Below are 22,849 nucleotides of genomic sequence, written 5' to 3'. Positions count from 1 at the left end.
ACTAGGGCTTCAACACGACGTTAAGTGGCCTTTGCTACGGAGGGTTACTCGCGGCGTTCAGGGGTGCGTAGGAGTCTGCGTGATAGGCGACCCGCCAGAGTTTGAGGACGGCACGAGTGACAAGCGCTTCGGGGGACTGCTTAATACAGGATTCTTCGACATCGTTGGGATCAGAGGTTGCGTCAGGTGGTGGGTGGTAGTGCTCGAGTCCGGAAACATGGATGTAGTCGCCGTCGTGAGGATGCTTTCCCCACCGAAAGTTCACTCCTTCAGAATCCGTGTAGTGAAATTTGTAGTCTGCATGTGTTGTCCATTGGATGTCGATCCGGGCGGATTCGGCACTACAGAGACCATCGTCGAGCGTGACTTCGACAACGGTGGGATTGAGGTAGTCATCTAGCGCAGGAGTTGCGAGTGGCTCTTCTCGCTCGATGATCCCACAAATTGTGAGTAGCGCTGGCCGGTCGATAGGCCCTCGGAGCGAGTGGGCCTCGTCTGTCTCAGCTATCCTCATCGTCGGTTAGGCGGGGACACTACCATCAGTCGAGTGGAGGTCGCCGTCGACGAATCTCTCGGCGTTCGCGATTGAGAGTGCTGCGTTCGCGAACGCGAGGTTCCGACGTGTCGTCTGCCAGTCTCGAATCGTCTCCGCGTCGATCTCGCTCTGCTCCGAGGTGGGTTCGGAAAGTGTCTGGTTTGCCTGCTCGATCGTCAACTCCTCGGGGGAGTCGACACCGTACTCAGCCCGATAGTCGTTGAGTTGGTCGCGCATTTCCGCAACTCGCGTGACGAGTTCGTCGGTCGAGACGTGCTCAAGGATGTCTGCGGCCTGCTCGACAACGAGAGACTCCGGCGACCGACGATAGACCGTTCCACCGTGGTTGCCGGTTGCAGTGATAACGAACCCTTCTTCAGCGAGCGTATTCAGATGTCTTCGTGCCGTCTTCGGGGATGTTCGTGCGTCCTCGGCAACAGTATCCGCTGAGGCAGGCGTGTACGTGTGGGCGATAACACGGCGAATACGCTCGTAAGGGGTCGTCTCCGATTCCCATTCCTCGCCAACTGCTTCGTTGATATCCTCGAACTCGTCTGGTGGGATTCGATTGCTCATGTCTCCACTAACAAGTTGAAGTAGTATAGGCCTTTGGCAAAATACTATATTTCGGTGTTGGCTCGCTTCAAATGGGTCCCGTGAGAGTGAGATAGGAACTCCTACTGAGCAGCTGATTCGATCGGGACCATTCTGGACGGAACCTCGAGAGTAGACTCGAATCGTTTGCATTGAGAGTGACGGTCTCAACTACTGGGTGTACGGGCAAATTGAGACTACAGAGAATATAATCAGCGCACCTACCCTGTTACTTCCGAGAACCTGGAGTGAGCTGACCAGTAAGTAGGTATAACTGGAAGGTCGCAATGCGGTAGAAACCCAACTCGGGATTGAAACAAGTCATCATCTGATTCGGCGAGACCTCGGTCACTGTCGAAGAGGACAACTCGACCCTATTGGTTGATGCAGATGGGACACACTTGTTGACCGTATCTACGATGAGTTGGGTCTCTGTATTGACTGCAGGACAATCAGGACAGGACAGCACAAAGAATCCGACCTGATTCTGTGTCACCTGTCACTCCGTTCGACAGCGTAGTTTTTCATGCGCCCGAAGGGGTGCGCGCATTGCGCGCTGGCTACCATGATTCCTGTACTACCAGAGTTCGATCCACCTACGCGCGTCCTCAAGCGGGCGCAGTACGAGGCGTTTGCATTCGAACTCCTCGAGGGCGATGTCCGTGTTCGCAACGAGAGCTATGCTGACCCGACTGCTCACGAGTACCGGGTTCGGATTCAGGACGGCGTGCCCGATTCGTGTTCGTGTCCCGCCGATGCAAGCGGTGACGCCCCGTGTAAACATCGGGTTGCAGTCGCGATTCGCCCACGAATACTCGAACTCGCCGTACAGATGCGCGTCGTCGCAGATGGTGGTATCTCGTCAAGCGGCGATGACGACACAACAGACCTGCCCTGCGAGTGTGAACAGCTCTCTGAAGCTCTTCCCTGTTGGAACTGTATCGACGCTGGGCGGCGTAATCTGTCTGAATAGTCGTGTGGGGTTTCGTACGTCACCAGTACTCGTCAGTCGTCAGACTGCTGGGACGCAGCGTACGCACCAGCAAACTGCTCGCGCATCTCTCGACGGAGCAGTTCGCTCATCACTTCGTAGACGACCGGCTGCGGGTACTTCTCGAGGAGGCGTTGGATGTCGGCTGCACATCTGCTTTTTTCAGTCGCAAAGTTCGCGGTCCATGGTGAGCTACTCATACAAGACAATTATTTGTTGGTTCAGTTAACTGTTCGCCTGGTGAGAATTCCTACTCACGATGTCCACGGACTGTGGCCTGCAGAGATCTACTGATACGACTGTCGGGTGTACGAAACTCGGTGGGCACGAGGCCCACGAGGGAGTTATCAAGGGGTGGATGCAGATGGCTTGGTACGCGATTCCGCACCCGTTGCAGAACAGGGTGCGTCTTGTGTGACACGACGAGCCTGCAACGGCAGTCCACCTGCTAGCATGTTTGGTGTTATGGTTCAGTCATTTAATGATCCCCAGCCGGGTCAAAGTTGTTCGAGACGGCGACGATGTTTTTGAGCCCCTGAAGGGTGCGGGGCGCAGCGAGATGCGTCGCGCGGTGTTCGAGATGGCGACACGAGATGTCTACGAGCGACAGTTCGACGAATCGTGCGGGAAATCCTGTGGGAACGCCTCCTGTCCAGAGTGTGGTGGACAGGTCATTACGGACGCTGGTGAGCGACGGTGCGAATCCTGTGGGCTCATCATCGACGGTCACGGCATCGACCGCGGTCCCGAGTGGCGGTCGTTCGAACGTGACGAGCGCAAGCGAGTGGGTGCGCCCCGAACGCCGACGCGGCACGACCATGGCCTCGCGACCGAGATCGGCCGACACGTCGACGCGAACGGGACACCGATCCCGGGCGAGCGACGACAGCAACTCTCCCGGCTCCGCACCCAGCACAGTCGGAGTCGGTACCAGTCGAGTTGCGAGCGACGGTTGGCTCACGGATTTGACGAAGTCGGGCGGCTCGCCGGCGCACTCGACCTCCCCGACAGCCTGCGTGACCAAGCCTGTCGGTGCTTCCGGTCTGCTCAGCAGGCAGATCTGTTGCCGGGGCGGTCGATCGAAGCAGTCGCGGCTGCGAGCGTCCACGCCGCCTGTCGATGTGCAGGACTCTCGCGAACGCTCGCTGAACTTGTCCCACTCGCACGGGTGGCTGACTCGCGCGTCCGGTCAGCGTACAACGCACTCAATACAGAACTCGGGCTGCCTGCGAAGCCAGTTCCACCGGTTGAGTTCGTTCCGCGAGTGGCAGATGCGCTTGATGTGACGGACCAGATTCAGCGACGAGCACGGTCGTTAGCCGAGGCATCAAGCGATGAGTGGGCTCATCGAGGCGCGAACCCGCATGCGGTCGCGGCAGCGTGTGTGTACATCGCGGCGGCAGAACGAGACTGGCCACTCACGCAGGCGCGTGTTGCAGCGGTGAGTGATACTTCAACCGAAACGGTTCGAACGCATCACCAAACATTGTGTGGAGTAGATGCGTAATATCTCTCGTGGTCCGTAATTCTGGTATGTTAACTACACGGTTGATATCAGTACTGAATAACTATATTCATTTCAGGAAAGTAAAATAGGTGATTCATTATCGTAGGTTTGACTGAGTCATCCCAAAATTAGGGTACCAAACGTTGCTGCGGGACCACGTCGTCACGTTTATTTTATCAGTGCCGATACCCCCGTGTCAATGGGAAGTAATCTTGAAATTTCGGCTTCGGAGGCTGATCTACAGAATATCTTCACCCGAAGCAACCGTTTTACAGTCCCCGACTACCAGCGCCTGTATTCTTGGAAAGAGTCGCAATGGGTGGAGTTCTGGAACGATCTCACGAATATCGACGAAGATGACACGCATTTTCTAGGCTCTATTGTCGTCATTCAACATCAGAAAAAGTACGACGAACTCAACGAGTTAGAACTCGTCGACGGTCAACAGCGAATCACGACAATTTCGCTGCTACTGCGGGTTATGCGTGACTTCTATCGGAAGCATTCGGATGGTGGGTTAGGTGACAAAATCGATTCTGACTATCTCCACGAGACCGATTTCGATAACGATCGCTACCCGAAACTTAGCCTCAGTCGGTTCGAAGATGACGACTATCAGTCTATCCTTGACGGTGACCCCACTACTGTCAATGAGGATAGCCAACTTCGGCAAGCGTACGAATATTTCCAAGAGCAGGTCTTCGACTGTGATGTCGAGACGATTGATCAATTGCGGAAGCGACTTCTCGGGTCGATGACGCTCGTCGTTGTTGAGTGTGACAGTACTGCGTCTGCATTTCGATTGTTTGAGACACTCAACAATCGTGGCCTAGAGCTGTCGGCAGTCGATCTCATGAAAAACGCGTTGTTGCAGGTCGCGTCTGAGAAGTACGGTGGGACCGACCGAGAGACGTACGAGCATATCCGACAACAGTGGGAACACGTCCTCGAGAACGTCGTCTATGAGATCAACAACCCGGACCGGTTCTTCCGGCACTATATGATGTCCCGGGAGGACCCCGATATCGAGGGGAGTGTGACGTCACGGACACTCTACGATACGTTCCGGGATCTCATTGAAAACCAACTCCCAACTGACGAGACCGATCTCGTTGGGTATGTCGATGGAATGGTTGAGACCTCTGAGTTGTACGTTGGATTCACGAAAGCCAACGTTGACGCGTTTAGTGGGCGAGCACAGAAGCGAATCAACCGCCGTCTTCGAAATCTCAATGATATCCAGTCGTCACACTCTCGGACGCTTATGCTCCGTATCTTCGAGGAGTTCGATGAGTACGATCAGATTCTGAGTGTTCTGCGACTGCTTGAAGTGTTCATGGTCCGTTGGCGCGTTTCAGGTAACCAAACCGGAAGCAAACTGGACCGGATTTTCTCCGAGCTTTGTTCTGATGCATTCGATACGACTGACCCCGTCCAAACGATCCAAATGCGTCTAGCTGAGGAGGCACCTGGTGACGATGAATTCCGCTCACGGCTTGCGAATAGCGACTTCAGCCGGAATGCACAAACAAAATACCTTCTTGATACGATTGAGCGGCGACACTACATGGAATCTGGCGAAGGAAAGGATTACGACCGCGCAACAGTCGACATTGAACATATCGCCCCACAGCAAGCGTTCACCGCGAAAAAATACAGTTCATGGCGTGACGTCCTTGGGGTCGGTAAGGCGGAGTTCAACCAGTACCGAAATCGCCTCGGCAATCTCACGCTCCTCGAAGAACGTCTGAACGAGTCCGCGAAGGACAATCCGTTCGAACAAAAGAAAGACCAGTATAAACTGTCTGATTTCCAAATGACGCAAGAGGTTCGCGAACAGTACGACGAGTGGACTATCGAACAGATCGAAGACCGATCTGACCACCTTGCGGAAATCGGGGTTCAGATTTGGGATTTCGAACGATTCGTGTAGTCTCGGTCCCAAGTACTGTGTTAGCTGTTCGTTGAGACCAGTTTCCTCCTGTCTTTGCGGTAGTTTTGTGGCCCCCAAATGGTGAGGGCACCAGCAATTCAGGGTGGAACGCTCTGAGAGTGGTGTTCGAATAGAATATGTATCCGAGAAAATCAAAACGGCATTTGGTGAGTAGTCAACTGACTACCGAAGGTTCAAGTCTTGAACAACCATCGGGTTGAAATATGAGCGGGCACCAATCTGAGACGATTCATTTTGAGTCTTCGGCGGCAGTTCGCGATTTTGTGGATGAGCATATTGAGGAGTACCGCTCGGTCGCTGAACAGTATGACTCATACGAGGCGGCGACTGCAATGCAGGATGATTTCAACCTCTGCCCGTGGAGTATCGCCACACAGTTTGATGCCCCCGTTCCCTTCGACGAGCTCGCGGGGCCAAACCCGATTGATGGTGTAACTCACCTCGCGATCCTCTGTCTCGAAGACATCATCCTCGAGTTCCTTGATTGAGGGCCAGGTCCGTGTCAATAACTGCTGGCGCTTCTAGTTGATTTTTTGCTCCAGAGGGGTGGGAGCATGTCAGTAAGCACCCAACAAGCTTCGAACACGAACGATTCAGTTGTATCAACTTCGTTGTGGCGACGTAGTTACGACCGACGATGGCTTGCCGGTGATCGGTGCGTATGAGTACCCAATTCTCCTGCCCTACTGCAGCAGAAGTTTTTGCATTGCTGGGGAACCGTCGTCGGCTCCTCGTTGTCCGTTACCTCTCGCTGTTTAGTTGCGGCCAGACAGTAAGTGTCCGTCACGTTGCACGGGTCATCTGTGGCATTGAAACAAACACGCCGCCGAGTCAGGTGACTTCTACTGCGTATGAATCAGTATACAACGGTCTAATTCAAAATCACCTACCACGGATGCACGAGCATGGACTCATTCAATATGACGAGCGTGGCAAAGAGATCGGTGTTTTAACCGATGTGTTCTACTATGCGTATCTCGTTTCGTTGGTGAGTCTACCGCGAACTCTCCACCAGTAGCGCAGAACCTCTCGGTGTCTGAGACGCTAAAACATCCCTCACGAATACTGGTAGTGCCCACAGATATTCTCGTTTATACGCCTCGATGAATCAGAGATAGAGACATACATAAGGAGAGCTGGAGTTATGGCTAGTAAGGTGATCTAATCTGTGCGATTCTACGTTCCAGAATGGGACGACGCTGTCGATGCTCACTATGATTTCGAGCACGACGAACTCTCTGCGATTGACCGCTCAGAGCGGGAACTTAGCTACATCTGGGATATCTTTGAGTATGGCACGACCCCGATTGATGGCGTTCTAATTTCGCGCGAGCAGGTCGAAACGACGAACCGCAAATCTGAGCGATTACGGAAACACGGTGTCTACGACGACCCTGTCCTGTCGATTCCGGACTGGCTTCCAACAATTAGTGACTGTGGTGCGTGGGGCTACAAATCTCTCCCTTTTCCCCCGTACGACAACGCGGAGATGCTGGATTTCTACGAAACGCTCGATGTCTCTGTGGGCGTCACAATCGATCATCTCGTGTTAGGGTCTGGAAAAGACAAAGGTCGTCTGTATCTCGATGAACGTGCTTTCAGCGATGGGTTTTCTAAAACAGATATCCCTGACCGGATAACCGATGTCGTCGACCTGATGGTCGATGAATGGCCAGACGAGTGGCCAAGTTACGTCGATGACTACGAGCCGAGTCTCCGGACACACGAGGCTGTCAGCCCCTTCACACCGTCTGACTTCGAAGGTGAGGTTGATACTGTCCTCTCTACATTAGCTTCAGACCCGCGGGCGGTTTATCGTGCTGACGACGCTGCGTTCCGATACGAATTAACGCTCGACAATGCCCAAGAGATGTACAATCAGTACCAAGCCGGAGAGTATTCATTCCGGCTGATGGTTGCCATCCAGGGATGGGATCCGTCCTCCTATGTTGAGGCGCTTGAGCATGTTCTCGAGATTGGCTACGATTATGTCGGAATCGGTGGTGTTGCTGGGAGTCCGATCCACGACGTCAGAAAAATCGTGAAGAGTGTCGGAAAGTCAGTCAAAGCATTCGAGCGCGAACACACCTGCCGGATCGATACTCACGTGTTCGGGTTTGCGAAGACCGAAGGGTTCGACGCAGTCGGTCGTTCTGGAATGACGAGCTTCGACAGCGCCAGTATGCTTCGCTCGGCATGGACCGGTGGTGACAACTACCGACTGACCAACGACGAGCGGTATGACGCGATTCGTGTCCGCTACCCCTCGAATCGGGATTCGTTGCACGAGTCAGTCGAAAAATCACTCCGTGGACGAGAACTGTTAGTTGCGCTACGAGCGTACGACGCCAAGAGATCGCTCTCAGCGGCTGTTGACACGTGGTACGAAACGGCAGCGACAGTCATCCCAGAGACGCGGGAGTACCTTCGAGAACACCGCCATGAAGATCGGTATGACCAGTCGCTTTTGCAAGATATTGAAGAGGCGTTCCGTGACGACTTCACACACGCCCGCGAGTTGCAGGCGAGTTTCAGCGACTCTCTCCGTGGAAAGCTTGTGAAACTGCTGCGCAAAGACAGTCCCGAAGACCCAGTCCCCTTCAAGGAGTACGACGAGTTACTGAATACTGCAGCGACTGCATTCGCCGACTTCCCGCGAATACCCACACTTATTGAAGACGCCGAACCGACGCCGCTTGAGAGAATCTGGACTGCGGTCGAGGACTACGCTACGTGGATCGGTGATGATGACCTCCTCGAGGACTACCGTCGCACGCTCGCGAGCCGACCTTGGGAATCTTGTGAGTGCCCAATCTGCAGCGAACACGGTATTGAAGTCTGCATCTTCCGTGGGAATGACCGGAACCGACGGCGTGGATTCCACAACACACGCCGGTTCTACGACGAGTTTACTGATTCGATTCCGAAGATTCTCGTAGCGGTTCAGGGATCTGCAGGGCTCAGTCGGTATGATACGATTGAAGACTATCTCCAAAACGAAGAGCCAGCGTTCTGGGAGGCCGTCCATGATCTGCCGGTCGCTGAGATCGGTGTGTTCGATGCGGCAGGTGTCCGTGAGTGGTGGACAGAGACGGGCCAAACTGTTTCCTTTGCGCCAACACGGATGCGAGAGAACCTTCAAGAGCAGGCGAACCGCTACCAGCACCTGTTCCTTGTCACGCCAGACGGTGACGTCGATGGTGAACTTGGTCAAGCAGTTGCAGCGAGTAATTGCGAGCTACAAACATTCTCCAACTCAACGGACCTCCGACGTGAGGTTCTGGAGGCGTGTGGTGAAGACTACGTTGTTGGTGATGACTTCGTCCCGCACGTCCCCCAAGTGGACCCTACTGACGGCCTGAATATTCTCGTCGTCGACCAATGCTCTGGGAGCAAGGAGTTCCCGGACGGTGCACCGGTATTCGATGCAGAGGAGACGCTTGAATATTCACGAGAAGAACTCCTCGAACGAGATAACGTTCCCCAGATTGCAGCACACGACCTGTATACTGGCCGCCAGCAAAAGTATGTTCGAGAGGCTGTTCGGACACTTCGCGATGACGGGCACGAGGTTAGTCGGTATTTCATTAGTGCCGGTTTCGGACTCGTGTCAGAATATGACCCGCTCCCGCCATACGAAGTCACGTTCAGTTCGATGAACGTCAGCGAGATTCGCCACCGCTCGTCTGAGTTGAATATCCGCCCCGACTTGGAGGACGTCCTCAAGCAGAGTGATTACGACGTCGTCTTCTTCACACTCGGAAGTGACTATTACACGAGCATTGACATTGACTCGCTCGTCCGAGACGTTCCTGCGGACCAGATCGGTGTTGTGTTTAATCGTGATCTGGTCAACGACCAATATGACAATATTGTGTCAGTTGGTGCACGAACTGAAGACGCAAAAAATCACGGTACAATTGTTGTTGGCCTGAAGGGGGTATACCTCAAGAACTTCGCTCGCCGTGTTGGGACTGTCGACTCACTCGACCCAGATCTCGTTGAAGCACTTTGTCGGGAAGTCGTAGAGGGGCCAACACAAGCAGCACTTGAGCAGTACTAATTGACAATGCTGGTTTTGTAAGTAATCTTTCTATTAGGCCATTATCTAAGTAGGCCAACAGCCTATCCGAGCGGGAGGCATGTTATACAGACGACGAACACTCGACCTCCCACACGGAGAACTAGAGACACCTGTTCTCTTCCCCGTCCGTAATGTGGGAAAACGGTCGAGTGACAATACTCCCCCCTACATTGGATCAATTCCTGACTTACCAGTCGCCATGGTCAATACCCGGGCAATCCGGAATCGGAAACCGATGTGGGACCGGTTGACAAATGGAGTCACACTCCGGGAAGAGATGGATGTTCCGGACGAAACGATCGTTTTTGCTGATAGTGGTGGCTTCGATTTTAGTTCGGAGGAAGTCGACACTACCCCAGCAAAAACCCTCGAAGCACAGCAACGACTAGGTGCGGACATCTACGGAACTGTTGACATTCCACTCTCTCGTGAGAACCGAGCAGCAGAGAATCAGCGTCGAGTGAACCAGAGTATCGAATATGCACTAGAGGCGAGTGACCAACACCCTGGTGACGCAGTCCTTTTCGCAAGTGTGCACGGATATGACCCCGAGACGGTTCGGAACTCCATCGCACACCTCGAAAAACACGGAGACTTTGATGGTTATGCTCTTGGGAGCATGGTTCCAATTCGAACAGATTATAAAAAAGTAACTAAGCTGATATTAGCAGCACGAACTGCAACAGACAAGCACCTCCACGTCTACGGACTTGGTGGGCTTGTATACCAACCACTATTACTATATCTGGGTGTTGATAGCTTTGACTCGTCAGCGTTCATTCGGAGTGCCGGAAATCGTAACTATCTGATACCAGGGTTCGGTGGTGAAGAGTTACGGAACATCGAGGAGTTAGAGCGACTTCCGTGTCCGTGTCCAGTCTGTGGACCACGGACACTCGCGGAGATTCGCGAGGACCGCTCTGCACTCGTGCAACACAACCTGTGGGCGTTAGCGACCGAACTGCGGCGGTTCCAGTACGTTGCTGAATCTGGACGAGACATCGAAGAGTATCTCGACCTCAGGTTCAACGGAAACGAGGTCACGAAGCGTGCATACGAAACTGCAAAGCAACAAGTCCGGAGGCTCACATGAGCGACGAACGACCGACGATACGCCCGGTCACGCTGAGTCGGTTGGTAGAACTCACCTATAGTTGCGAAGATGGCTATAAGTCGACAGAGGAGCTTGCAGACATCCTCGATGTGACCCACCGCCGCGCCCGCGAAACAATTCTCGAAGCGACGCGGATCTCGCTCTTATCTGAAGAGGAGGATATCGACGGCGCCATCTATACTACAACAAGTATCGGCGAATCATTCTTAGCTGCTATTCGAGCCGAAGATTGGGACAAAGCGAGCTCAATCCTTGCCGTCCGGAGTCCGCATTACGGTGCGTTTCTTGAAGCGCTCGACGCGGTAGACAACGTTGGTCTTGACAGCCTCTTAGAGCATCTCGAAGAGACTCACGAATACTCACCCTACTCGTTCAACCAAACCGGCATCGAAATTGTTGGAGACTGGGCTGAACGTCTCGGAAGCGTACAGCGAAATGCGTTCACAGGGAACTACTACCTCTCCCAGACAACCGAAATCCCTCGTAACTTCCATTTCATCGTGCTTGACGCATACGACGATCTTGAACAGACTGCTGGTGTTAATTTACGGCAGCGGTATCTCTCAATTCCAAAACTCAGAGAGGAGATCTGTGAGCGAATCGGTTGTAAGCGGGACGATTTCGATGACGCAATCCTTGCGCTGTGCCAGCAAAACGTCGGAAAACTCGAACTCTCGGGAGCACCCATGGATACTGCTGCCAAGGACGCTGCACTAGGCATCAAACAACTCGAGCTTGCGGATGAAGGGCCACTAATCACTACCTCACAGTCAACACAGCAAGTTATGTCAGGCGTTGAATTGTACGGGAAGAAATACTACTATCTCGCGGTTCACGACCGCGACATCACCTTTGAGCAGGAGGCACACTAATGTCCAACAACTTCACCATCACCGATCAGCAGCGAGACTACTCACAGTACGACCTTCGCGGAAACCCATTCCCCTACAGTCCAGTCCCCGCAGAGAACCCCGAGATATTCTGTGGCCAAGACCACGTCTCAGAGAAAATCAGTTCGACGGTGTCTTCGGTGCTGTCTACTGGGAAGTCGAAACACCTCGTCGTGACTGGCAAATACGGAAACGGGAAATCGCACACGCTAAAGTACACTCGCTCGCTCCTTCGTGATCGCGATGACGTCGTTGTCGGCTATGTCGCACAACCTGGTGAGGGGTTCCTCGACATCTACCATGAGTTTGTCTACGACCTCGGGTTCACTCACCTTCAGAACTTAGCCTACGAGTTCCTTGCCTCAATCACGCAAGAATGTACGGACGAGTCTCCAGCGAGTGCAGCAGCGATGCGATCGCTCATCGACGAGGGAGACGTCTTGCTGTCTGAGATCATCCCTGAAGCAATCAAGCAATTAAGCGATATCACAAAGTTCGCCGACTTCGCTCGTGCCATCGTTCATATGATCTACGAAGATACCAACCTCTACGCTTGGCAGTGGCTGACAGCTGAGGGAATCCGCTACGAGCAGCGCAAAGAGATGGAGATTCACAGCGCCCTTGATGATGATACGATGGGGGTTCGAGCATTTACAGCGCTCAAAAATATGCTTCTCGAGTTAGGGTATACGGCTGTCTTCGTTTTTGTCGATGAGTTCGAGAGTATTGCTCGACTCTCTCCAAAAAACGAACAAGCGACGCTGAATAGTGTTCGTCACCTCATGGACCAGAACAGTTCTGGTCTCTGCTTGCTCTTCGGGTGTGCACCCGAAGTGTGGCAGGATGTCATGAGCGAATACCATGCATTCAGCGAGCGTATCGGCCAAGAAGTGACGCTTAAGCCACTCACTAGCGAGCATCTGTCTGATCTCATCGCAGATTATCTCTCGTTAGAGCGCGTAGACGGTGGTGCGGAAGAGTCGCTACGACCCTTTACTGAAGAGAGTCTAAATCTGATTCTGCAGCGCTCACAGGGAAATGTTCGTCAAATCTTAGCGCTCTGTAGTCGGCTCCTTGACGATGCTGCAGACGCTGACTATGAGACGATTTCCGTCGACGTAGTTGAGGAGGTCATCTAACTCTGGATTGATGCGTGAAGACATTTACTCAGCACAGAGCTCATTCGTCTCTGCAATCTCTATGGAGACATCCGATATGTCGTCCGGTAACGACTCGAGCAGTCGGTTTTCGAGAACAACAGCCATTACTTCTACTGTCGGTGGGTGGTCAAGGACGACGACGGCATCGCCATCTCCTGACTGAGTAAATGCATCGATGAGTGGGTCACCCTTCTCCAGAAGGAAGCGGTGGTCCCACTCATCGATAGTACTCGTTATATCTGCCTTGTCGACGAGCCATCCCTCTTCTGTTAGCGTGCCCGTGACTGTGACGGATATTTCGTAGTTGTGTCCGTGTGGTCGAGAACACTTTCCCTCATGGTGAATAAGTCGATGGCCTGAACTGATTCGAATCGGCCGGTCTTGTCCGATATGGAGTGTTCGTTCACCGGCATCAGATAGCGTGGTTCGACTGGACTCTGATTCCTCTGATATTCGTCTAGTCATACTCCAATATTATCTAGGTGGTGGAAAAGTGTTCTGTTGACTGAAAGTGAACCAAATCCGCATAAGTGGATCTGTTGAAATCCCCAGTAGGAAATACGCTCGTCCGATAGTTGACCCGATGCAACCTCTCTCGGAGTCACGGTTACTCTAATTTGACGAGCAGGTGTTCCACTTGGTTCAGTTGCGCCCGCTACTCCTCGAAGGTTTGAATCTGATCTTGCAGCGTTCACAGAAAATTGTTTGTCGAATTTTAGCGCTTAGTAGTCGAATTCTTGGTGATGCTGCAGACGCTGACTATGAGACGATTTATGTCGATGTAGTTGAGGAGTATTCTAGAAGCAAAGCAGCACCTTTGGAACACATTGAAATAATCAGACAAACACCACTAAAAGTCGGATAGCGTAGTACCTTGGTAGACAGAAGCTGACTCCCATTCACTAGGGCACTCTGCCTCAACTTGTTCAAACACAGCTTTACCGTCCGCCGTTAGTATATATCTGTTTGAGTGAACCCTTGATAATCCAAGGTGTGTCATCCATTTGTAGTGTACTTTTGCACGCGGCGTCCATGAATTCATACTATTGACGCTCGGATAGAGTTCGCTAATTCGCTCCGCTAGCCTCTGAACCGCGGGTGAATCCTGTTTTGTTGGGACAACCTCGGTGGAAAGTTGGTGGAGAGTGGCCAACACCGGTAGATGGTGTTCGTAGTAAATAACCATCCAGAGAAGCACCTTTTCGGTTGTTGAGAGTGTGGATTTCAAGCCAATTCCCAACTTAGAACCGAAGTAACTCTGCTGTACCGGTTGATCAAATACTACTGCTAACCATTGACCAGTACTCGTTAATTTCCCTTCGTCAAGAAGACCGAGAAGCCTTAATAGACGGATGACTTGTTGAATTTTTTTACTACCAACATTACCTCTATCCGATGCTAACACACGTAGATCGTGTTCTGGTTCCTTGTATCGCAACTCAAGCAACTCACACGCTAGCGGCAAATCCTCCCACTCTGGTTGAATCGTAGCTAAGTGCTTGGCTGACGATACCGACATCCCGTTATCACTAACATAGCAACTAACAAATAATTAGTCAATATAATCAGATAACACTGTTTAGTTAGTAACTCCTCAACCGGCGCTCGTCCTCACTGTTGGTTCGGCGTGGCGAGTCTATCGATTCGTCTCGTATTCGGTCGTGATGGCACGATCTCTACGTAGCTTTTCCTTGACACGGTTGCTCCGACAGTCAATATCGAGACGACATCGTTTCCAGTCATCTCCCGATTTTCCGTTCCAGACACCGTATACGGTTACTTTGGGGAACTCGAGAATACCGAAGAGTACTGCGAGGATATAGAGAAGGTCATGAAGCTCATCCCACGTCACGGTGACTTTCCGTGGGGTGTCGACAGGGAAGCTAATGTGCTGCGCTAGGATATCGGCGTCACGTGCCTGTTCAACGAACCCATAGTCGTTACTGAGGAGGATGACTCGTTTGCGGTTATTAGCGTTGTACTCGACGTAGGCCTCGACGATCGACTCGTCTCCCTTCTCGCTCTCGATCGTGTCTGTGTAGTGATGGTCGCGCAGTTGCCGGTATTCGTAGAGGCCGAGGAGTCCCTCTCGATTCGCACCAGCAGGTTGGTTATCAAGTCGAGCGAATTCCGGACCGAATGCGTCCTCGAGCGACCGCGTCTCATAATGGTTGTAGTGCCAGTTGAGTTCGTCGTAGACTCCCGTTGCAAGTCCAAATCCGTTAACTGGACTGCGGCCAGTTGAATTACTGTACGTCGTCGGGTCAAGTCCTAAAACATCGGGCATTCTCCACGCCATCAAGTTCGTGTCGATGCCGAGCACGATCGGCTTGTGTCCGGCGTCGAGATCTGGATAGCCGTATCGATGGAAGAACGTCTCGACTTCGTCGACGTTCTCTATGTCGACAACCCCGGCGGCGACGAGCGCACGCACATACGTTTCAGCATCCGGAAGATCGTTATAGACACGCTCACCGTAGGCTGTCTGCATCTGCTCACGGGTATCTTGATAGGTGAGTGCGCCCTGTGTGAATCGAACGGTCGTATCGACCGGATTCGAGATATCGAGACGGAGTAATTCCCCGATATCCTCACATGGGTGTTTCACGCTGACTGAGGTGATGCCCTCTGTGTACAGGGCATTAAGCAAGTGCGTGACGTGCGCTCGCTCGAGGTACATCAGAATACCTCCTGGAAGTCGATAAGGTCAAGCGCCTGATTCGGCACGTCGGGGAAAATACGCCCGTAGAACTGGCCTTCGGAGAGGTAGAGGTAGAAGACATGATCGGCGTCGTATTGGATTCCGGCTTGAAACGCAATCGCGGACATGAACTTTCGTCCTGGTGTAACGTCGACGGCTACTGTCCCGTCGGTCTCGTGTGCCGATAGTACCGGTGTGCGATAATGTTCGACGATCCGCCCGAACTCCGTCTCATTGTCGAGGTTCGTAACGGTGATCTCAGGTGTTTTGCTCCCATATTCGACGACGATCCGTTCTAGCACCGATGTGACACTATCGAGGTAGCTGCTGAGTCCTGGATTTCCGAGGATGTAGATCTCGTCTGGGACATATCCGGATTCACAGGCTGCTGCGAGTGGGTTCGCGACCGCTTCAACGTTCGGACTCATCGATGTGACCCAGGCCCTGTCCATAGAGTATCGTCTCGACCGGAAGGCAAAACTCTACGGTGGTGCGGTTAGATTCGGTGACCAGTCAAGAACGTGTTCGAGAGATCAGGATGCGTCCGGTTGTGGTCAGTTCAACAACCTTCGTTTTGCCGTGCGTTTCAGAGGTAACGAGTCCTTGTCGTTCGAGGAGCTTCACGTGTCGGGTAATGGTACTCTTCGAGACATCCATGGTCTCGGTGATCTCAGTAAGTGAGACCGGCATGTCGAGTGTGACGATGGTCTCGAGTGTCGGCTCCGTTTGTGTCGGTGCGTTCGCCGTGAGGTCGGGGAGGGTTCGTTCCCGGACTTCGCCGTCGATATCGCTGAACTGATAGCTTGCGTGGATATGGTGTGTCCGCGAGAGCGCAGCGACGGTGAGAGGTAAGAAGATATCCCGAGCTCCACCTCCGAAGATGACGACAACCTCCCCGTTGGCAGCATCGATGAGTGTCCCGCAAATTTGGATCGCCACCTCGAAATCGTCGTGCGGTATCTCGGTTGTCTCAATGTCAACACTTGGTTCGATCTGTTCGATCATCCGACGAACGTCGTTAATTGCTTGAGTACCGCGGCTATCATCTGTGGTTGTGGTCGGAATCAAGAGGTCGATGTGGGTGTTGCGCTCGATGCCCTGACTCAGTATAGGCCGTGTTACGCGGGTGCTATCGTATCCTATGGGTGCAATATACGATCGCATTGCCTATGACATCCCTTCCCCGTATATAATACTGTTGCGCGTATATGAAACGGTTCTAGTATAGTGTACTATTTCGGAGTGGCCACACCCTTAGGAATCGAGTATCTATGGACTCACTATATTTGCGCGAGTGAAACAAACGGAATCTATGTCCTCATGTGTTGTATTTCTCTCCAGTTTGCAATAGTTGTAGCTCCCACGACAGATATAATACGTTAATAGTTCTATCCATTTCCACGAATCGCTATGCAGCAACGAGGGTGCCAATTGTAACCAAACCGATTCATGGCATCAAAATCGATAATCCCAACCATGGATTTATGACACAACCTTCCCCATGCGAGAACGTGCCTAGTCTGCCTTCTATCGAGGATATCCTGAAGACGACGACATCGACCGTCGTCATGCGGGACCCGCAACTCCAGAAGCGCAACAAACACGCACGTGCACAACTCCGGAGTATACCTTTCTTCGTAGAACTCGGCATCGACACCGTCGTCCATGCGGACGTCTACGACAATGACTTCAAACTCATTGACTACACTCACTACTCTTCGGGGGACGTTGTGGACTCCGTCAATGACATCGAGTTCCCTCTCGTCCATATCACCACTCAGGAAGGAGTCGAGGAATACGGCGAGGAAGAACTCGTCCGAGCATTACTCCAACGTGCCACCGAAGAACGCGAGCGATACATCCTAGTCACCGATACAACCTCGCCTCGTCTCCCGACGTACATCCAAAAGCCGGGGCGGTCTATCGTTGACGACTACGACGTCGCCGTGAAAGACTACAAGAAACTCTCTGCCGACTACCTCGGTGACTACGTCGACTCCGCACTACCGGCGTCTCAGACACGCAATCTCCACTATCACCGGGCCTCCGAATACCACAAACAGCACGACGCACCCGCAGACACTCTCGAGAACATCTACGATTACACGCGTGCACCCAAAGAGAGTCCCGTCTGGGAACCGCTTTACTACTTCATCGAGCACGATCTCGAGAATGTCCTTGACGAGTATTCCGAGCGTATCAGTGACGCACTCCGATCGTGGACTGAGCGTGGTGAAACCCGGTACGTCGCGAATCAGATGCTCGATGCACTCCGTGTTTGCGAGTTTGAGAAAGAACAGCTAAAAGAATACCAGCAGACCGACCCACACCTTCGCTAATCATGGCTGACTATCAATTTGCAGTTAACAAGCCGGATCGAGTGCTGATCAACTACAACACAGTTCGTTCAGCCGAACTAAAGGCCGTTTACGAGTCGCTCGTGAGCAATCGGACGGTTCAGAACATTGTCTCGGACTTTGCACACGAGAAGGAGGACAACGTCCGCAATTGCATCAGCTTCTTGCACGCGATTGACCTCATCGAACGCGGCGGTGACGACCGTGTTGTCTCTCCATTGAACCGTGACATGTTCCCAAATCTCGAATTCGAAGCACGGTTCCTCTATCACCTCCGCCAGCAACGGTTCCCGAAGAATCATCTGACGCGGATTCAGAATGTCGCACTAGAAACCGCCGATCGGTCGGTCACTCTCGACGTTCTCCTCCCGCGGGTGAAGGGTGAACTTGACCAGTACGACTTCGCATGGAACGAGACCAAACTCCGCATGTGGCAGGCGCTCAGTACGCAACTCGGGTTAGTCTCCGAGACGAAAACACGCGGCTTGATCCTGAGTCCGTGTCGTCGCCTTCTCTATGATCTTCTCGAACTCTATGAACAACAGGAGGACAGCACAGACCTGTATAGCGCTCTCACATGGATTGAAGAGAACTTCTTCAACGTCTTCGAGACGACGACTGGCTCGCCTCGGGTCCATCCTGCGATCTCTGACGTCCTCCAAAATATGGAGTCCGAAGACGTTCTCGAACTCCGTGGGATGTCCGACGCCAGAGACACAGTCACGCTCCCTGAATCCGTGCATACACAACGCTCCCGGTCGGTCAACGTCTACGACCTAGCTACACTCCCTGACTCGCCCACCTATCAGTATCCGCTCTCGCAGTTTGAGCAGGTGATTACCCAATGAGTAGAATGCCCAAGATCTGGGATGATAGCGTCGTCCGTGACTACCTGACGCCGGAAGCTCATCAAAAATCTCGCGAACAGTTCCTGAAGACACACATAGACATCGATAAGATCCGAGCAGACTACCTTTTCCCGCACGAGGGAACAGACGAATTCGTCACGCAGGAGGAGTTCCGAGACGCTATCCTCAAATCAAAGGTCGACGACGACAATCGGATATTCATCCTCCGTGGCGAGACCGGAAGTGGGAAAAGCCAGCTCTGTCAGTGGCTCGAATACCAGATCGGCGCTGATCCAAATGAGGGGGACGAGACACACATCGCACTCCACGTGTCCCGGAGTAAGACTGGGATCGGCGATATACTCGACATCATCTCTGGACCGATCGACACCGACGTTACTGTGAGTAACGTCTCGGACCTCGACCCCGAGAAGGTTGCCGACGCGATCATTACCACGCTTCAAGCGTTCGGTGCGGGGATGGAGCAGTTCAGTAAAGACGAAATCGATGCCCTTACTGTAGATCGATCGAATGCAGCCGACCTTTCGTCAATCCTCGAGAAAAATATCGCGGAGTATCAGGAATCCGCGACGAGTGAGGGCGAAAAGCGGATGTCAGACCTCATCACGAAGAAGGATTACAGGGACCTCTCAATGGCGGCCTTCGGCTCGACGAAGGGAAGCGATACACTCTTTCCCGCTTTACAGAGCCAAGTCCACGAAATCCTTTCCCGAAACCTCGGTGTCGAAGACTTCCAAGGGAAACTCGAGGAACTTTCCGAGGAATACGAGAAACGAAATCTCCGTCCCGTCCTCATCTGTGAGGATCTTACGACATTCACCGTCCTCAAAGAACAACTCCTCGATCACATCTTCCAACTCGACAGCGGTCACTACGACGTCGTACTTGGCTGGACGTCCGGTTGGGAGAAGGATGACCTCTCGCGTGCCTTGGGTACGAGCCAGGGCATCAGCACGTACATGGAGGACCGTGCAGAAGGGTACCTTAGCACGACGGACGAGGATGGTCGGGCGTACTTCCTCGACGATGACCTCACCGTCAAACTCGCCCGGAAATACATGTCGGTTATCCTTGATGAGTCAGATATGGACGAGTCACTTGCCGATGGTGTCCTCGAGTCGTTCGACAGTCTGTACCCGTTCAACGAGACGTTCATCGAGGAGTCCTACAACCATCTCGTTCAGGATGGAAACAAACGTCGAACCCCCCGCCTACTCTTGATGCGAGTCATTCGAGAGTGCCTGAGCTCAACCGTTCCACCCTTCGACGCGATCGAGGATAACCCGTACGTGGAACCGTTCCCCTCCCCAGTCGATCTCTCGTACACGGAGAGTCTCCAGCGACTCGGCAAGTGGTACGGGAGCGCAACGACGGATCGCCAACTCCGCGTTCACCGCCAGATCCCTGAGACGTTTGACGTTCCGCTGACCGATGTCGATATCGACGACGACTGGGCATATTTCCAAGCGGACGTCCCGGCTCCGACACTTAATCTCGGGGTTAGTGAGGGAACGTTCCATCCCGGCGAATACATCACGCTACGGGCGACGCTCGACAACCGTGGCGAGGAAGACGTTACGATTCGTTTCAACGGTAGCGAGATCGCGACGACCGACTCCGACGGTTTCGCTTCCGTTCGGCTTCCGAACGAGAAGGGAGATATTACGTTCCAGGCTGAGAAAGATGGTGAGACAGACGCAACAGCCGTTACCGTCGTGGAACCATCTGACGATACGTCTATTTCGGTCACGGTCAACCCGAAGACGCCAGCGGTGAGTGACGAAGTCACCGTCACAGCACGTGTAAATGGCGAACCGCGAAGGGGTGTGCGAGTCTCCATCGACGATAACGAACTCGGCGAAACACGTAGTGACGGGAAGATTCATTTCAACGCGCCGGATACTGGGTCAGCCACCGTCGAGGCAGTCTATGGCGACGCATGCGAGGAGACGACAATCGACATCGAGAGCTCGGACATCCACATTCCCGTTGGGACTGACCTCGACTCGACGACGGTCAAAGAGTACCTCCTCCAGTACCGTAACTGGATCAAGGTTGGTGACACCTACGACAGTTCGACAGTCCTCCGTAAGGGGACCGCTGGCGTTCTAAACGAGTGGCACGACCCGACTCTCCTCGGCAACCTCAACGCGCGTAACGACGGTGTCCATGGCATCTATTACACACGTGGAGCAGACATTCCGGTCACAATCGTCGGCGCAGACGAGCGTCAGGGGATGAGCTTCGAGCTCGACTTCGGTGTTGAATACGACGATATCTACGAACCGCTATTCTGGTACGGCATTAGCGAGTCGGGCGAGTTCCCCCAAGAAGACAAATATGACCTCAACTACGATCTCCTCCGCGCGTGGACGGACAAACAGGTCGCCGACTTCCGAGCGAAGATGCGTGCCGATCTGGAAGCGTGCATTGACCCGATGACGCTCGAGGAATTCACCGTACTCGCGCAGTTCCTCATTCTCAACGCGAAGACCGGTCGACGTGAGATCGAAGCCGACATGATGTTCGAGAAACCACCAGAGGGCGGATTCATCCCTGGTGCCGAAGACGAACAGCCGTCTGCCCTAAGAGAGGCGACGCTGGATCTCCTCAAGTCTCGAAACGCTCCGTACCACCTCTCGAAAGGACTGTTTCTCCTCAAGTCGAACGTCGTTGACCGTGAACGTCTCTCGAAGGCGGTCCAGAGCGTCTCCGAGAACCTCGATCAGTACCTACTGCAGGCCATGCAGATCGACACAGCGGACTTCTCCAGCGCTTACCAGATTAGCACCACTCGATCGACTGGCTACAGCGTCGACGTCCTCTTCGACCGCGTGAAGGACTATGCGACGACGCTCGACGATGTCTCGGCCGAACAGAACGCCGTGCACGTTACTGAAGCCATCGAAAGGGTTACCACCTATTATGAACCGAGCCACGACCGGGACGACCTCCATGATGCACTCTCGCAACTCCATGACGTCCTCGATAAACTGGACGCAAGCAAGTACGAGTCGTGGAAAGAAGCTCGTGAAGCGGTAGCGGGCGACGCAGAGATCGACCTAGGGAAGTTCCGTCAGCGAATGCGGACGTTCGAGGACATCTCCGATAAACATGGCTACGAGCTCATCGCGACGCTTCATGACTATGAGGAGAGTCGTGCGGCGGAATCGGCATGGGAGATCTACGAAGCTATCGCGGAGATGATCGAGGAAGCAGATGGCGTCACGCTCCCAGAAGATGTCGGTTTCCGTGACCGCGTCAGAGACCTTTCAGAGTTTGAGACGTACGAGAAGCGGCGGCATGCCATCGAAACCACACTGGGAGGAAACTAATTATGGCTATACAGACCACAGCGCTCGAGTCAAAACTCGATAGCCTCGAACAGAAGGCAGACCAGTACGACACGCGAACGAACACGGCAGCGCGAGTCAACAAAGCTGAAGAACACCTGACGGAACTGAATCAAGCGCTTAATAAACTCGAGGATTCGCTTGATGTTTTCGAACAGCAGGTGGGAATCCTTACAGAGGTCTTCGGACGCTCCCTCCCGTCGAAGGCGACAAGTGCCCGTGACAAGGCGCGCTCGATTACAGGCGTCTCTCAGGATGACGTTCTCGACATGATTGACGAAAGTGGCCAGTCGTTGTCGAATCATATCGACGAGATCCGAGAAACACGGGAAGACGTGAACGACGCTCGGCGATTCATCAACGAACACTTAAAAGAGATTCAGCGTCGACAACTCGACGACGCGAACACCGCGGAGAGCATTCAGAAGATCGTTGGCGAGGATCCAGACGCGATGGGCACGATCAGTCGGTATCGGTCGTTTGTCAGGTCCATCCTCAATCCCAATGGGTCGGTTTCCAGCCTAAAGTCACAGTGGCGGGGACTCGAGAAGGCCTTCGAGAACCTCGATACGGACTGGAAGGGCTTCCAGAGACGCCACAGCCTCAGCGATCAAACGATTGAAGATCTGAAGACGCTTAGTGAGGAGGGCCAAGTCGACCTCGATGACCTTTCGGATACGAGCGTCAATGAGATGCTAAATGTCCCCGAACTCCGGTCGACAATCAAGGTGAGTCTATAG

19 protein-coding genes are annotated in these 22,849 nt (G+C 53.2%); 12 read left to right on the top strand and 7 right to left on the bottom strand.

What is annotated here, in order from left to right:
• Nucleotides 1-34: 34 nt before the first annotated feature.
• Nucleotides 35-514 (bottom strand): hypothetical protein, encoded by a 480-nt coding sequence (locus NDI65_RS22230; RefSeq protein ID WP_082256228.1) that lies wholly within the window; start codon nucleotides 512-514, stop codon nucleotides 35-37.
• Nucleotides 515-520: 6 nt separating this feature from the next.
• Entirely contained in the window at nucleotides 521-1,111 is a 591-nt protein-coding gene (locus tag NDI65_RS20065; protein ID WP_049921850.1) for an Rrf2 family transcriptional regulator, read from the bottom strand.
• Nucleotides 1,112-1,694: 583 nt separating this feature from the next.
• Between NDI65_RS20065 and NDI65_RS20060 the strand changes: the two genes are divergently transcribed.
• Nucleotides 1,695-2,102: an SWIM zinc finger family protein gene (locus tag NDI65_RS20060; RefSeq protein ID WP_310894171.1), complete on the top strand. Its 408-nt coding sequence runs from the start codon at nucleotides 1,695-1,697 to the stop codon at nucleotides 2,100-2,102.
• A 32-nt stretch (nucleotides 2,103-2,134) separates the two neighbouring features.
• Here NDI65_RS20060 and NDI65_RS20055 read toward each other — a convergent pair whose 3' ends face one another.
• Nucleotides 2,135-2,320, bottom strand: a complete 186-nt coding sequence (locus tag NDI65_RS20055; RefSeq protein ID WP_042662797.1) for a hypothetical protein — start codon at nucleotides 2,318-2,320, stop codon at nucleotides 2,135-2,137.
• Between the two features lie 380 nt (nucleotides 2,321-2,700).
• Here NDI65_RS20055 and NDI65_RS20050 point away from each other — a divergent pair, with 380 nt between their 5' ends.
• The 7 genes from NDI65_RS20050 to NDI65_RS20020 all read left to right on the top strand — a co-directional run bounded on the left by NDI65_RS20050 (nucleotide 2,701) and on the right by NDI65_RS20020 (nucleotide 12,808).
• Nucleotides 2,701-3,627, top strand: a complete 927-nt coding sequence (locus NDI65_RS20050; protein WP_310894177.1) for a transcription initiation factor IIB family protein — start codon at nucleotides 2,701-2,703, stop codon at nucleotides 3,625-3,627.
• Between the two features lie 199 nt (nucleotides 3,628-3,826).
• Nucleotides 3,827-5,560, top strand: coding sequence for a DUF262 domain-containing protein (locus NDI65_RS20045; RefSeq protein WP_004971297.1), 1,734 nt, complete (start codon nucleotides 3,827-3,829; stop codon nucleotides 5,558-5,560).
• A 224-nt stretch (nucleotides 5,561-5,784) separates the two neighbouring features.
• Nucleotides 5,785-6,069: a hypothetical protein gene (locus tag NDI65_RS20040; RefSeq protein ID WP_004971298.1), complete on the top strand. Its 285-nt coding sequence runs from the start codon at nucleotides 5,785-5,787 to the stop codon at nucleotides 6,067-6,069.
• Between the two features lie 680 nt (nucleotides 6,070-6,749).
• Entirely contained in the window at nucleotides 6,750-9,644 is a 2,895-nt protein-coding gene (locus NDI65_RS20035) for a queuine tRNA-ribosyltransferase tRNA-guanine transglycosylase (protein WP_310894170.1), read from the top strand.
• A gap of 79 nt (nucleotides 9,645-9,723) precedes the next feature.
• A complete protein-coding gene (locus NDI65_RS20030; protein WP_160163075.1) occupies nucleotides 9,724-10,758 on the top strand; it encodes a tRNA-guanine transglycosylase in 1,035 nt (344 codons plus the stop codon).
• Complete coding sequence (locus NDI65_RS20025) at nucleotides 10,755-11,651, top strand: hypothetical protein (RefSeq protein WP_004971300.1); 897 nt, start codon at nucleotides 10,755-10,757, stop codon at nucleotides 11,649-11,651. Before NDI65_RS20030 ends, NDI65_RS20025 begins: the two co-directional genes overlap by 4 nt.
• Nucleotides 11,651-12,808 carry a BREX system ATP-binding domain-containing protein gene (locus NDI65_RS20020; RefSeq protein ID WP_004971301.1) on the top strand — a complete coding sequence of 386 codons (1,158 nt, stop codon included), beginning with the start codon at nucleotides 11,651-11,653 and terminating at the stop codon, nucleotides 12,806-12,808. Before NDI65_RS20025 ends, NDI65_RS20020 begins: the two co-directional genes overlap by 1 nt.
• Nucleotides 12,809-12,832: 24 nt before the next feature.
• On the opposite strand, the gene NDI65_RS20015 is transcribed toward NDI65_RS20020, so the two are convergent.
• From NDI65_RS20015 to csa3, 4 genes are all read right to left on the bottom strand, one after another.
• On the bottom strand, nucleotides 12,833-13,294 hold the full coding sequence (locus NDI65_RS20015; protein ID WP_310894169.1) for a 6-pyruvoyl tetrahydropterin synthase family protein: 462 nt from the start codon (nucleotides 13,292-13,294) through the stop codon (nucleotides 12,833-12,835).
• Nucleotides 13,295-14,465: 1,171 nt separating this feature from the next.
• Nucleotides 14,466-15,509, bottom strand: coding sequence for a hypothetical protein (locus NDI65_RS20010; RefSeq protein WP_310894168.1), 1,044 nt, complete (start codon nucleotides 15,507-15,509; stop codon nucleotides 14,466-14,468).
• Nucleotides 15,509-15,982, bottom strand: coding sequence for a hypothetical protein (locus NDI65_RS20005; RefSeq protein WP_310894167.1), 474 nt, complete (start codon nucleotides 15,980-15,982; stop codon nucleotides 15,509-15,511). Before NDI65_RS20005 ends, NDI65_RS20010 begins: the two co-directional genes overlap by 1 nt.
• Nucleotides 15,983-16,043: 61 nt before the next feature.
• Nucleotides 16,044-16,694, bottom strand: a complete 651-nt coding sequence (csa3, locus tag NDI65_RS20000) for a CRISPR-associated CARF protein Csa3 (protein WP_310894166.1) — start codon at nucleotides 16,692-16,694, stop codon at nucleotides 16,044-16,046.
• Nucleotides 16,695-17,041: 347 nt separating this feature from the next.
• Between csa3 and NDI65_RS19995 the strand changes: the two genes are divergently transcribed.
• From NDI65_RS19995 to NDI65_RS19980, 4 genes are read left to right on the top strand one after another with little or no spacing between them, the layout of a single operon-like run.
• A complete protein-coding gene (locus NDI65_RS19995; RefSeq protein WP_310894165.1) occupies nucleotides 17,042-17,869 on the top strand; it encodes a hypothetical protein in 828 nt (275 codons plus the stop codon).
• Nucleotides 17,870-17,871: 2 nt separating this feature from the next.
• Nucleotides 17,872-18,735, top strand: coding sequence for a hypothetical protein (locus tag NDI65_RS19990; protein ID WP_310894164.1), 864 nt, complete (start codon nucleotides 17,872-17,874; stop codon nucleotides 18,733-18,735).
• Nucleotides 18,732-22,091 (top strand): S-layer protein, encoded by a 3,360-nt coding sequence (locus NDI65_RS19985; RefSeq protein WP_310894163.1) that lies wholly within the window; start codon nucleotides 18,732-18,734, stop codon nucleotides 22,089-22,091. The genes NDI65_RS19990 and NDI65_RS19985 overlap by 4 nt, the downstream gene beginning before the upstream one ends.
• 2 nt (nucleotides 22,092-22,093) lie before the next feature.
• On the top strand, nucleotides 22,094-22,849 hold the full coding sequence (locus NDI65_RS19980) for a hypothetical protein (RefSeq protein ID WP_310894162.1): 756 nt from the start codon (nucleotides 22,094-22,096) through the stop codon (nucleotides 22,847-22,849).

The sequence above is a fragment of the Haloferax sp. S2CR25 genome (assembly GCF_031624535.1).
GTDB classification, from domain to species: domain Archaea; phylum Halobacteriota; class Halobacteria; order Halobacteriales; family Haloferacaceae; genus Haloferax; species Haloferax massiliensis.
This window is presented reverse-complemented; position numbering and strand designations above follow the sequence as displayed.